The following is a 12,282-nucleotide window of genomic DNA, read 5'->3' on the forward strand; positions in this document are numbered from 1 at the left end:
GCTCGGCGGCGCGGCGGCTCAGCGGCACGGCGGCGCCGTGCTGTCCCGCTCCACCAGGACCGGCATGACCGACACGACGGACGAGTCCGCCGACGGCGCGCCTTCGATCTGGCTGAGGAGGCGGCCCACGCAGGCCGCACCGACCCGGGAGAGGTCCTGATCCACGGTGGTCAGCGGCGGGAGGAAATAGCCGGATTCGGCGATGTTGTCGAACCCGACCACGCTCACGTCCCCGGGAACCGAACGCCCCGCGTCGCGCAGTGCCCGCACCAGACCGAGTGCCATCTGGTCGTTGGCGGCGAACACCGCGGTGACCTCGGGCCGGCCGGCGAGTTCCCGGCCGGCCCGGTAGCCGCTCTCGGCGGTCCAGTCGCCGTGGACGACCGGCGGGACCGGGGCACCCGCCGCCATGACCACCCGCTGCCACGCTTCGGCGCGGCGGCGCGCGGGGTGGGAGTCCTGCGGGCCGGCCAGGTGCCAGACCGTGGGATGGCCGAGCCCCAGCAGGTGTTTCACTGCGATCTCCGCGCCGGCCGCGTGGTCGGTGTGGACGCCGGGGTAGCGGTGGTCGTCGCCGCCGTCCACGACCACGACCGGAAGTCCGAAGGGGAGCATCAGCGAACCGGTCAGGATCTGCGCCTCGTTGACGATGACTCCGTCGACCGCGTGGCCGCTCAGTCGCCGGAAGGCGTCGAGTACCGCCTCCTGGGTCTGTGCCTGCGGTACGACGACGTTGACCGAGTACTCCGTCGACTGCACGGCGGAGACGATCGACTCCAAGGTGCGTGCGTTTCCGTGTGCCTTGAGGTCGAAGCTGATGACGCCGATCATCCGGAACTTGCCGGTGGCCAGCGCCCGGGCGGCCGTGTTGGGGCGGTACCCGAGCATGCGCACGGCACGGACGACCCGGTCACGGGTCGCGTCGTCGACCCGGGCGGTCCCGTTGACCACCCGGGAGACGGTCTGCGCCGAGACCCCGGCCATGGCAGCGACGTCCGCCATCGACGGGGGCCGGAGGCGATCCGCCGCCGGGGAACGGGGTTTGCGCGGCCGCTGCCCATCCTTCGCCATGACGCAGCTCCTCTCGCGGGGTGATGCCCAGGCGTCCTCCTGGCGCTCATCATGTTTGCGCGAACACGCCGCATTGGTCAACAGGCCACTCATCGGATTCGGGCCGAACAGCGAACCCTGCTCCACGGGCCATCACTTCGAGAGCCCTTTCACCGCATGCCAATTGACGGATCGCCAGGTAACTCCGCCAGAACTCTTGACACTCACTGACGGCTCTCGACACACTTCCGAACCGCGCCACCATGTTGGCGCAAACATGCATCGGAGGTCCTACCCGTGAGAGCCGACCAAGCCACGGTCCGTGATGGAGACGTCGCCGACCGCCACCGCCGGAGCCCGCGGTGAGAAGACGTGGCGCTGTTCGGCGCAACCTCACCGCCCACGCGTTCCTGCTGCCGTTCTTGTGCGTCTTCGCCATCGGGGTCCTCGCCCCGCTGGTCTACTCGGTCAACCTGAGCCTCTACCAGGAGCGCATGATCGGCGGGAGGGTCTTCAGCGGGCTGGACAACTACACCAAGGCGTTCAAGGACGGCCTGTTCCACGCCGGCCTCGGCCGCGTCGCGCTCTTCTTCGCGATCCAGGTGCCGCTCATGCTCGGCCTCGCCCTCATGGCGGCCCTCGCGATCGACAGCGGACGACTGCGCGCCCCGGGCCTGTTCCGCATCGGCCTCTTCGTCCCCTACGCCGTTCCCGGCGTGGTCGCGGCGCTGATGTGGGGCTACCTGTACGGAGACCGCTTCGGCCTGGCCGGCGAGATCGGCGACCTCCTGCACACCGAGTTGCCCGACCTGCTCTCCGAGAGCTGGATGCTCGCGTCGATCGGCAACATCGTCACGTGGTCGTACGTCGGCTACAACATGCTGATCTTCTACGCCGCCCTGCGGTCCGTCCCCGAGGAGCTGTACGAGGCGGCCGAGGTCGACGGCGCCGGGGCCTTCCGCAAGGCGTTCAGCATCAAACTGCCCGCCCTGCGCCCCGCCCTGCTGATGGCCACCACCTTCTCGGTGATCGGCAGCTTCCAGCTCTTCAACGAGCCGAGCGTGCTCCAGTCCCTGGCGCCCGCCGCCGTCACCACGAACTACACGCCCAACATGTACGCCTACAGCCTCGCCTTCGACGGGCGCCAGTTCAACTACTCGGCCGCCGTCGCGGTGCTGCTCGGCCTGGTCACCGTGATCGTCGCGTACGCGGTCCAGAGTGCGACCGCCCGAAGGGAGCGCCTCCTGTGACCGGGACCCTGCGTCGGGGTTCCCGGAGCCGCGCCCACCGGCGCCATCCGGGCAGGTCCACCCCGTTGACCGTGGCGATGGGCCTGATGCTCGCGTACACCCTGATCCCCCTGATCTGGCTCGCGATCAGCGCGACGAAGTCCAACCAGACCCTCTTCGACTCGCCCGGCCTGTGGTTCGGGGACGGCTTCCACCTGTTCGACAACATCCGGGACGTCTTCACCTACGACGGCGGGATCTACCTGCGCTGGTTCGGCAACACCCTGCTCTACTCGGTGGTCGGGGCGGGTGGCGCCTCGGTCATCGCGACGATGGGCGGGTACGCCCTGGCCAAGTTCGAGTTCGCCGGCCGGCGGGTGCTGTCCGCCCTGGTCATCGGAGCGATCTCGATCCCGGCGTCCGCCCTCGCGGTGCCGACGTACCTGCTGTTCAGCGACATGGGCATCGTCAACACGCCGTGGGCGGTCCTCCTGCCCTCCCTCGCCAGCCCCTTCGGCCTCTACCTGATGCGGGTGTACGCGACCGAGGCCGTGCCGGACGCGATGCTGGAGGCCGCACGCATCGACGGCGCCGGCGAGCTCCGGATCTTCCTCACCATCTCGACGCGCCTGCTGGCTCCCGGTTTCGTCACGGTGCTGCTGTTCACCCTCGTCGCCACCTGGAACAACTACTTCCTGCCGCTGATCGTGCTCAACGACCCGAAGCTGTTCCCCCTCACCGTGGGACTGCGCCAGTGGGACTCGCTCGCACAGGGCGGCGCCGGGGCCGGGGCCATACCCATCCTCCCCCTGGTGATCACCGGCAGCCTCCTGGCGATCGTCCCGCTGGTCGTCGCGTTCCTCTTCCTCCAGCGGTTCTGGCAGTCGGGTCTGGCCGCCGGCGGCGTCAAGCAGTAGCCCACCCCGCCCCATTTCCCCCTCGAAAGGATCCGAAATGAGCAGATCCCCGCGTCCGTCGGCTCTCACCCGCACCCTCACCGCGGCCGGCGCCGGCGCACTCTCCCTCGTCCTCACCGCATGCGGCGGCGGATCCGGAGCCTCCGACGGCGGACAGAAGGCCGATGCCGCGAGTGTGCGGGCGGCACTGGACAAGCCCGCCGAGATCACCTTCTGGACCTGGGTCCCGAACATCGAGAAGACCGTCGCACTGTTCGAGAAGAAGTACCCCAAGGTCAAGGTCCACATCGTCAACGCGGGCCGTTCCAAGGACGAGTACACCAAGCTGACCACCACGCTCAAGGCCGGTACGGGCGCCCCCGACGTCGCGCAGATCGAATACTTCGCCCTCCCCCAGTTCGCGATCTCCAAATCCCTCGTCAACCTCGCCGACTACGGCGCGGCCGACCTGAAGGACAAGTTCGCCGACTCGGCCTGGTCCCAGGTCAGCGTCGCCGGCGGGATCTACGGCATACCCCAGGACACCGGCCCGATGGCCATGTTCTACCGCAAGGACATCCTCGACAGGTTCGGTGCGACGCCTCCGCGGACGTGGGAGGAGTTCGGCGCCCTGGCCAAGAAGATCCACGACGCCGATCCGAACGTCCGCCTCACCTACGCCGACCCCGGCGACGCGGGCACCTCCAACAGTCTGATCTGGGACTTCGGCGGCAAGCCGTACACCGTCAACGGCGCCACCGACGTCACCATCGACCTCAAGGACGACCCCGGCGCCAAGGCCTATGCCGACACCTGGGGCCCGCTGATCGAGAGCAAGCTGGTCGACTCCACCGCGAGCTGGAACGACGAGTGGTGGAAGTCGATGGCCTCCGGGAAGTACGCGACCTGGCTGGCAGGCGCCTGGGCGCCCGCGGTACTGGAGCAGAACATCCCGCAGAGCAAGGGACAGTGGTCGGTCGCCCCCATGCCGGGCGGTGTCAGCGCGGAGAACGGCGGCTCGTCGGTCGCGGTCACCACGCAGTCGAAGAACAAGGAGGCCTCGGTCGCCTTCGCCCAGTGGCTCGACTCCGACCCGGAGGCGGTCAAGTCGCTCAACTCCGAGGTCGGCCTGTTCCCGGCGACCAAGGTGCTGCTCGACGACCCCGGCTTCCGTGGCGCCGAGGTGCCGTTCTTCCCCGGCAGCAAGCCGAACGAGGTCTTCGCCGACATGTCGAAGGCGGTGCGGCCCGGCTGGCAGTACCTGCCGTTCCAGGTGTACGCGAACAGCGTCTTCAAGGACTCCGTCGGCCAGGCCCTGCAGCCCGGCGGGAACCTGCCGGGCGCGCTGGCCACCTGGGAGGAACGGCTGAAGCTCTACGGCAAGGAACAGGGTTTCACCGTCAAGTAGTGCGTGGCGCCCTCGCCTTCGACCGCCCCGTCCACCCCGCTCCGGCACGCTCACGAGGAGAGACCCACAGGCATGACGACACTCGAACTCCCCCTCCTCGACGGGGAACGCTGGTGGGGCGGGGCGGTCGCCGAAGGGCGGCACATGCCGTACCCCGAGGGCTACACCTTCGACCTGCGGGACGTACTGGCCAACCAGGGCATGCCGCTCCTGCTCTCCGACCGCGGCCGCTGGGTGCACGGCGAGCGCACCTTCACCTTCACGATCTCCGACGGTCGACTGACCGCCCAGACGCACGAAGCGGACGCGGTCCTCGAGCACGGCGAGGGGCACGGCGATCTGCGCGGGGCGTACCGCCACGCGGTCACCCGCCACTACCCTCCGTCCGGCACGATGCCGGACCCCCTGCTCTTCGGCGCACCGCAGTACAACCTGTGGATCGAGACGGTGTTCGAGCCGACTCAGGAGAAGGTGCTGGCGTACGCGGAGCGGCTGCTCGCGGAAGGCTTCCCGCCCGGCGTGCTGATGATCGACGACCGGTGGAGCAACGACTACGGGGACTGGACCTTCCATCCCGGCCGCTTCCCCGATCCGGCGGCCATGGTCGCCCGCCTCCACCGGCTCGGCTTCAAGGTGATGCTGTGGCTCGTGCCGTACGTGACACCGGACTCCCCCACCGCGCGGCAGCTCGGCGACCGGGGCCTGCTGGTCCGCGAGACCGGCGCCGGTACCGGCACGGACGGGCGGGCCAAGGTCGCCTCATGGTGGAACGGCTGGAGCGCCGGACTCGATCTGCTCGACCCCCGGGCCCGGGCCTGGCTCACCGGCCGCCTGGAAGCCCTGCGCGACGACATCGGCATCGACGGGTTCAAGTTCGACGGCGGGGACGCGCCCTGGTGGCGCTCGCTCGGCTGCGCGGATCCGGAGGCCTACACCCACGCGTGGAACCGCTTCGGTGTCGACTGGCCCCTCAACGAGTTCCGCGACGCCTGGCGGGCGGCCGGCCTGCCGCTCGCACAGCGCCAGCAGGACAAGTACCACCTGTGGGAGGGCCGCTTCGGGCTGGACAGCCTGATCCCGAACGCCCTGGCCCAGGCCCTGACCGGCCATGCGTTCACCTGTCCCGACATGATCGGCGGTGGCGAGTTCCGGTTCGTCCCGGGCGAGGGCGGCGAGGGTTTCGACGAGGAACTGTTCGTCCGCTACGCCCAGATCGCAGCACTGTTCCCGATGATGCAGTTCTCCATGGCCCCGTGGCGGGTGCTCTCCCCCGACAACCTCGCCATCGTCCGCGAGGCCGCCCGGATCCACACGGAGTTCGCCCCGGAGATCCTCTCCCTCGCCGCGCACGCCGCCGCCACGGGCGAACCGATCCAGCGGCCCCTGGAGTGGGCCTTCCCCCACCAGGGCTACGCGGCGGTCACCGACCAGTTCATGCTGGGCGACACCTTGATGGTGGCTCCGGTGGTGACCAAGGGCGCGGACGGGCGCGAGGTCCGCATCCCGCCCGGCACCTGGCGGGCCGACGACGGCCGTTCCTACGTGGGCCCGGCGACGGTGTGGATCGACGCACCGCCGGCCCGGCTGCCGTATCTGCGCAGGACGGCCGCGCCGGAGGCCTGAGGCCCCGCCGGCCCGGCAGCCCCCGCTGCCGGGCCCGACTACCGGGCCCCGACCGCCGCGAGGCGGCGGGCGCCCGCGGCCGGGGTGACCGTGAGGATCCGTGGGGCGCGGTATCCGGCGGCTTCGAAGGCGGCCGTGACGGCCGCGCCCACCGCACTCTCCTCCCCGGCCCGCACCAGGGCGATGACGGAGCCGCCGAAGCCGCCTCCCGTCATCCGGGCGCCGAGCGCCCCGGCGACCTGCGCGACGGCCGCGGCGAGGTCGGTCTCCGCGCAGGAGACGCGGTAGTCGTCGCGCAGCGAGGCATGGCCTTCGTCGAGGATCGGCCCGAGCGCGGCGGCGTTCCCCTCCCGCAGCCGGGACACGGCCTCCGCGACCCGGGCGTTCTCGGTCACCACGTGGCGGACCAGCGGGACGAGTTCCCCGGGCAGCCTGAGCAGGGCTCCGGGGAGTTCAGAGGCGGACAGGTCGCGCAGGGCGGCCAGGCCGAGCAGGGCCGCCGCGCGTTCACAGCCCGCGCGCAGGGCTGCGTAGGCCCCGTCCGCGAGGTCGTGGGTGACCCCGGTGTCCATGACCAGCAGCCGCAGCCCTTGGCCCTGGAGGTCGAAGGGCACCTGCTGGTGGTGGGCCGGGGTGCGGGCGTCGAGGTGGAGGGCGGCCCCGGCAGTGCAGCAGACGGAGGCCATCTGGTCCATGATCCCGCAGGGGACGCCGACGAAGCCGTTCTCCGCGCGCTGGGCGGTACGGGCCAGTTCGGGTCCGGTCAGCTTCAGCGCGTACAGCTCGTCGTAGGCGACGGCGACCGCGCATTCCAGGGCGGCGGACGAGGAGAGCCCGGCGCCGGTGGGCACGGTGCTGTCGAAGTGGAGGTCGGCGCCCCCGACCGGGTGTCCCGCCTCGGTGAGCGCCCAGACCACGCCGGCCGGGTAGCCGGCCCAGCCCGTCACGACGCCGGGGGCCAGCTCGGCCACCGCCAGTTCGGTGATCCGGCCGTCGCCCTGTGCGCTGTGCAGCCTCAGCAGTCCGTCCGTGCGGCTGCGGGCGGCGAGCAGGGTGGTCTGTGGGAGGGCGATCGGGAGGGCGAACCCGTCGTTGTAGTCGGTGTGTTCGCCGATCAGGTTGACCCGGCCGGGCGCCGCCCAGACCCCGTCCGGGGAGGCTCCGAAGAGCTGCCGGAAGGTGTCCGCGGCCCGGTCCGCCCGCTTGTCCTCGTCGTCCCACTGGGTGGTCGGGTTCACGACAGGGCCTCCCGGAGGCGTCGGGCGGCCGTCTCGGGCGCCACGTCGTTGATGAAGGCCTCCGTGCCGGACTCCGTGCCGGCGAGGAACTTGAGCTTGTCGGCGGTCCGGCGGACGGTGAACAGCTCCAGGTGCAGGGCCAGTTCCCGGCCGTCGCTACGGGGCGCCTGGTGCCAGGCGGAGATGTACGGCGTGGGGGCGGTGCCCTCGGGCTGCCCAGGTACGGGGAACAGCCGGTCGAACCGGCGCAGCAGGTCCAGGTAGATGCCGGGGAACTCGGCCCGCTCCGCCTCGGTGAGGTGGGTCAGGTCGGGGACGCGGCGGTGGGGGTAGAGGTGCACCTCGTAGGGCCAGCGGGCGGCGTACGGCACGAAGGCGGTCCAGTGTTCCCCGGCCGTCACCACCCGCTCGGTGGCGGCGCGGGCGCCCGTCAGCAGGTCCTCGAAGAGGTTGCGTCCGGTGGTGGCGCGGTGGGCCGCCGCGGCGGCGGTCATCTTGGCGGTGCGCGGGGTGACGAAGGGGAAGGCGTAGATCTGGCCGTGCGGGTGGGCGAGCGTCACCCCGATCTCGGCGCCTCGGTTCTCGAAGCAGTACACCTGCTCGACGCCGGGGAGGGCGGAGAGCTCTTCGGTGCGGTCGGTCCACGCGTCCAGGACCAGGCGGGCGGCGGCCGGGGTGAGGTCGGCGAAACCGGCTTCGTGCTCCGGGGTGAAGCACACGACCTCGCAGCGTCCGGCCGCGCCCGCGAGGGAGGGGAAGCGGTTCTCGAAGACGGCCACCTCGTAGTCGGCGGCGGGGATCTCGCCGAGCCGGCCGTCGCGGGAGGGGCAGAGGGGGCATTCGCCCGCGGGCGGGTGGTAGGTGCGGGCCTGCCGGTGGGAGGCGATCGTGATCCAGTCGCCGGTGGCCTCGTCCCGCCGCAGTTCCGGGCGGCTGTCCACAGGGTCCAGCGGGCGCAGATCGGGTGCGTCGCGCACGGCGCTCTCGTCGCGGTCGAAGTAGATCAGTTCGCGGCCGTCCGCGAGTTTCGCGAGGGTCTTCTTCACCCGCCAAGAATAAACATCTTCAAACATCACTCACCAGAGTCAGGCGGATATTTCCACAGACTCCAACAGCATCGCTGTGCTATCTTGCGACCTTCTGACCGGATTCGCCGATCCCCCGGAGTGACCCGTGGCCGAGCAGGCTGCCCAACTGGCCCACCAGCGACGCGTGCTGATCCTGGACGCGGTCCAGCGCGACGGCACCGTACGCGTGGCGGACCTGGTCGGACGGCTCGGCGTCTCGGACATGACGATCCGTCGGGACCTCGACGCCCTCGCCCGGAGCGGCGCCGTGGAGAAGGTCTACGGCGGGGCCGTCGCCACCGCCGGCACCAGCGCCCACGAGCCCGGATTCGACGCCAAGTCCGACCAGGGCGCGGCCGCCAAGGCCGCCATCGCGGCAACGGCCGCGACCCTGGTGGAACCGGGCAGTGTGGTCGCGATCTCGGGCGGGACCACCGCGTACGCGGTCGCCGCCCGACTGCTCGGCATCCCGCGCCTGACGATCGTCACCAACTCCCTGCCCGTGGCCGAGCTGGTACGGGCCGCCGCCGGGCAGGGCGCGGGACCGGCCCCCACCCTGCTGCTCACCGGCGGCTCCCCCACCCCCTCGGCGGCGCTGGTCGGCCCGCTCGCCGAGCTGGCGATCGCCTCCCTCCACGTGGACCTGCTCGTCCTCGGCGCGCACGGGGTCGCGGAAGGGGCCGGGCTGACCACCCCCAACCTCACGGAGGCCCAGACCAACCGGGCACTGGTCGCCTCGGCGCGCCGGATCGCCGTCGTGGCCGACCACAGCAAGTGGGGAGTGGTCGGGCTCAGTGGCTTCGCGGCGCTGGAGCAGGCCGACTGGTTCGTGACCGATCCGGGCATGCCGGCCCCGGCCCGCGCCGTCCTCACCGAGACGGTGGGAGAGCTCCTGATCGCGGGCGAGGAGGGCTGAGCGCCTCGGCCAGGACCGGGCCGGGCCGCCTCTGGAGCAGGCTCCGCACGACCCTGCGGTTCAGGCCCCGGCCCCGGGCTCCTCGGGCGCCGGCCCGGTCGTGGCCCTGATCACCAGCTCCGGGTCGAACAGCAGCTCCCCCGTCGGTACGTCCCGGTTGCTGACCAGTGCCAGCACGCTGCGGCCCACCTCCAGCGCCAGGCGGTCGGCGGGCTGGCGCACCGTGGTCAGCGGCGGATCGGTGAACTCGGTGATGGCCGACCCGTCGTAGCCCACGACCGACACGTCACCGGGGACCGAGCGCCCGTGGCGGCGGACGCCCCGGATCGCGCCGAGCGCCATGTAGTCGCTGGCCGCGACGATCGCGGTGGCGCCCAGCGCCAGCAGCGGGCCGACGGCGGCCTGGCCGCCCTCCACCGTGTAGGACTGCCGTACCACCCAGCGCTCCGGGTTCTCGATGCCCCGCTTGGCCATGGACTCCACGAAGCCCCGTACCCGGCGGTCGGCGGGCTGGTTGCCCGCCGGTCCCGAGGCCATCCCGATCCTGCGGTGGCCGAGGCGGTGGAGGTGGTCCACGGCCAGTTCGGCGGCGAGCGCGTCGTCCGTGGAGAAGACCGGGGTGGGCACCCCGTCCGCGAACTCGCCGTTGATCCCCACGTAGGGGACCCGGCGCTGGCGCAGCAGTTCGTACGTCTCGGTGTCGGCGCCCTCGACGGTGTTGGACGCGGACAGGAAGACGACGGCCGCGACCCCCTTGTCGACGAGCGCGGAGATGAAGTCCCGCTCCTGCACTCCGCCCGGGAAGGCGGGGCACAGGACCGTCTTCAGTCCGTGCGGGGCGAGCGCCGACTCGATGCGCTCCGCCACGTCCGCGAAGAACGGGTTCGAGACGAACTCGGTGATGACCGCCACCAGTTGGCCCTGTGTCTGCCGCTCGTAGCCGACCTCGGCCATGGCCTGCTCGACCGCGTCCCGGGTCTTCTTCGACACGCCCTGGCGCCGGTTGATCACCCGGCTGACGGTGGCCTCGCTGACCTGGGCGCGGGCTGCGACCTCGGTGATCCCGACCTTCATCGCGGTCCTTCCGTGATCGTGAGCGATGCCAGACCGCCGCGCGGCACGGACAGCGAGCGTGCTCCCTCCGGCAGATACGTCGGCGGACCGTCCATGATACGGCCGTCCGGCCCGTGGACCACTCCCCGGACGGCGCCCCCGCCGCCCCGCACCTCGACCATCACCCGGTCCCGGTCGGAGCCGTTGACCAGGTGGAAGTGCCGGTGGGCGGAGAAGTCCAGCGGGACGACCCGGTCGCCGTGCACGCTGATCAGGCAGTGCTCCCCGGCGCTCGCCCGCACGAGCGGGTACAGCTCATCGGGCCGGCCCGGCTCCACTTCCCCGTCCAGCAGCAGCTCGCGGTGGACCCGCCACTGCGCCAGCCAGAAGCCGATCACCTCCCGGTGCGCCGCTGGCACCCGGTCCAGCCGTACGGAGATCTGCGGCACCGAGTGCAGGGCCCCGATCAGCTGCCTGGCCACGGCGGCCACGGGCGCGTCGGGCGACCACAGGAGCATGTCGGAGTGGACGGCGCCGCCGACGGCGAGCAGCGCGGTGTCGAGGGTGCGGACCCGGTTCGCGGTCGCGTCCGCCGGGCAGTCGAAGGAGCGCAGCATGTTGCCGAAGGGGGCCATGCCGGGTCCGGTGTAGGGCTGGCGCAGTTCCAGCAGGACCCCGGGGCGTACGGCTTCCAGCGCCGCGCGCAGTTCCGTCAGCAGGTCCACCATGGCCCGTCCGACGTCACCCGCGCCGTCGCCCGCGTAGACCATGGCCTGGTCGAGGAAGTCGAGCTTGAGGCCGTCGAGCCCGTACGCGCGGACCAGCCGGACGCAGAGCCCTACGACGTGTGCGCGCACCTCGGGGCGGCGGGGGTCGAGCACGTGCGCGCCGGGCACGGTGGCGGGGGCGGGCGCGGCGGCTGCCCACTGACCGTGGCAGGCGGCTCCGGGGCCGAGCAGCAGGGGTGCGACCCAGGCCAGGTAGCTCAGCCCGTGGGCGCGGACCCTGGCCACGTGTCCGGCGAAGTCGGGGAACTTGGCCCGGTCCGGCTCCCAGTCGCCGCAGCCGGCATAGCCGCGCCCGTGGCCCAGTTCCTGCCAGCCGTCGTCGAGGATCAGCGCTCCGCAGCCGAGTCCGGCGGCCAGTTCGGCCTGGGTTTCGACGGCGGCCGCGCTGACGTCCTGGTTGAAGGCGTACCAGGTGGAGTAGACGGGGGTGCGGGCCGCGTCGGGCACCGGTGCGGGGGCGGACTCGGCGGCGAACCAGCCGCGCAGGGTCCGCATGGCCCGTGCCACCGACGGCGAGCGGGGGACGAGCAGGATCCGGTGGGCGTGGCGCGAGGCGGGCAGGCGGAGGTGGACGACGTGGGTGTCGTCCTCCTCGGACACACCGAAGCGGAGCTCCGCCTCGGGTACCGGGTCGGCGGCGGCGAAGGTGAGCAGGGTGGCGCCGGTGTGGTCGTAGAGGCATCCGGCGGCGTGCCCGTCGACCAGCGAGACCCGGGAGCGTCCCTCCCAGTCGGCGAGGAGGGTGCGCCGCCAGCCGCCCTGCGGGTGCCAGTATCCGGCGGCGTCGCCGAGGGGCACGGAGAAGCGGATCTCGACGGGGGCGCCGTCGGCCCGCACCTCCAGCAGGACCGGTCCGCCCGGGAGTTCACCCAGGGTCCAGGTGGGGTGGACGCCGGGGGCGTGCGCGAGGACGGCGAGCGAGACCCCGTCGAGCAGCGGCTCGCCCCGGGCGGGTGCCAGGCCCGCGGTGGTCACGGCCTCGGCGCCGTCCGCCGGGGCGGTGGTGGTGTGCAC

10 protein-coding genes are annotated in these 12,282 nt (G+C 72.0%); 5 read left to right on the plus strand and 5 right to left on the minus strand.

Annotation, left to right across the window (positions count from 1 at the left end; genetic code table 11):
* Positions 1 to 18 precede the first annotated feature (18 nt).
* Positions 19 to 1,002, minus strand: coding sequence for a LacI family DNA-binding transcriptional regulator (locus OHU74_RS02710; protein WP_371619542.1), 984 nt, complete (start codon positions 1,000 to 1,002; stop codon positions 19 to 21).
* Positions 1,003 to 1,412: 410 nt separating this feature from the next.
* Here OHU74_RS02710 and OHU74_RS02715 point away from each other — a divergent pair, with 410 nt between their 5' ends.
* The 4 genes from OHU74_RS02715 to OHU74_RS02730 all read left to right on the plus strand — a co-directional run bounded on the left by OHU74_RS02715 (position 1,413) and on the right by OHU74_RS02730 (position 6,206).
* Positions 1,413 to 2,300: a carbohydrate ABC transporter permease gene (locus OHU74_RS02715; RefSeq protein ID WP_371614380.1), complete on the plus strand. Its 888-nt coding sequence runs from the start codon at positions 1,413 to 1,415 to the stop codon at positions 2,298 to 2,300.
* A gap of 77 nt (positions 2,301 to 2,377) precedes the next feature.
* Positions 2,378 to 3,196, plus strand: a complete 819-nt coding sequence (locus OHU74_RS02720) for a carbohydrate ABC transporter permease (protein WP_371619543.1) — start codon at positions 2,378 to 2,380, stop codon at positions 3,194 to 3,196.
* 37 nt (positions 3,197 to 3,233) lie between these two features.
* Entirely contained in the window at positions 3,234 to 4,583 is a 1,350-nt protein-coding gene (locus OHU74_RS02725; RefSeq protein ID WP_371614381.1) for an ABC transporter substrate-binding protein, read from the plus strand.
* Between the two features lie 72 nt (positions 4,584 to 4,655).
* Entirely contained in the window at positions 4,656 to 6,206 is a 1,551-nt protein-coding gene (locus OHU74_RS02730; RefSeq protein ID WP_371614382.1) for a glycoside hydrolase family 31 protein, read from the plus strand.
* Between the two features lie 38 nt (positions 6,207 to 6,244).
* Here the strand turns inward: OHU74_RS02730 and galK are convergent, their stop codons facing one another.
* Both galK and galT read right to left on the minus strand, forming a co-directional pair.
* The gene (gene galK / locus OHU74_RS02735; RefSeq protein WP_371614383.1) at positions 6,245 to 7,444 is read right to left on the minus strand and encodes a galactokinase; all 1,200 of its coding nucleotides are present in this window, start codon (positions 7,442 to 7,444) and stop codon (positions 6,245 to 6,247) included.
* Complete coding sequence (gene galT / locus OHU74_RS02740) at positions 7,441 to 8,490, minus strand: galactose-1-phosphate uridylyltransferase (RefSeq protein WP_371614384.1); 1,050 nt, start codon at positions 8,488 to 8,490, stop codon at positions 7,441 to 7,443. Before galT ends, galK begins: the two co-directional genes overlap by 4 nt.
* Positions 8,491 to 8,617: 127 nt before the next feature.
* Here galT and OHU74_RS02745 point away from each other — a divergent pair, with 127 nt between their 5' ends.
* Positions 8,618 to 9,427, plus strand: a complete 810-nt coding sequence (locus OHU74_RS02745) for a DeoR/GlpR family DNA-binding transcription regulator (RefSeq protein WP_371614385.1) — start codon at positions 8,618 to 8,620, stop codon at positions 9,425 to 9,427.
* A gap of 60 nt (positions 9,428 to 9,487) precedes the next feature.
* On the opposite strand, the gene OHU74_RS02750 is transcribed toward OHU74_RS02745, so the two are convergent.
* Positions 9,488 to 10,501 (minus strand): LacI family DNA-binding transcriptional regulator, encoded by a 1,014-nt coding sequence (locus OHU74_RS02750; protein ID WP_371614386.1) that lies wholly within the window; start codon positions 10,499 to 10,501, stop codon positions 9,488 to 9,490.
* Positions 10,498 to 12,282, minus strand: a complete 1,785-nt coding sequence (locus tag OHU74_RS02755; protein WP_371614387.1) for a glycoside hydrolase family 36 protein — start codon at positions 12,280 to 12,282, stop codon at positions 10,498 to 10,500. The genes OHU74_RS02750 and OHU74_RS02755 overlap by 4 nt, the downstream gene beginning before the upstream one ends.

The organism is Streptomyces sp. NBC_00454 (genome assembly GCF_041434015.1).
In the GTDB taxonomy this organism is placed as follows: Bacteria; Actinomycetota; Actinomycetes; order Streptomycetales; family Streptomycetaceae; genus Streptomyces.

Excerpts from the sequence above, each read along its gene's own strand:
- OHU74_RS02710 (WP_371619542.1), bottom strand. The coding sequence starts at position 1,002 with ATGGCGGACGTCGCTGCCATGGCCGGGGTCTCGGCGCAGACCGTCTCC.
- OHU74_RS02720 (WP_371619543.1), top strand. The coding sequence starts at position 2,378 with ATGGGCCTGATGCTCGCGTACACCCTGATCCCCCTGATCTGGCTCGCG.
- OHU74_RS02725 (WP_371614381.1), top strand. The coding sequence starts at position 3,234 with ATGAGCAGATCCCCGCGTCCGTCGGCTCTCACCCGCACCCTCACCGCG.
- OHU74_RS02730 (WP_371614382.1), top strand. The coding sequence starts at position 4,656 with ATGACGACACTCGAACTCCCCCTCCTCGACGGGGAACGCTGGTGGGGC.
- OHU74_RS02750 (WP_371614386.1), bottom strand. The coding sequence starts at position 10,501 with ATGAAGGTCGGGATCACCGAGGTCGCAGCCCGCGCCCAGGTCAGCGAG.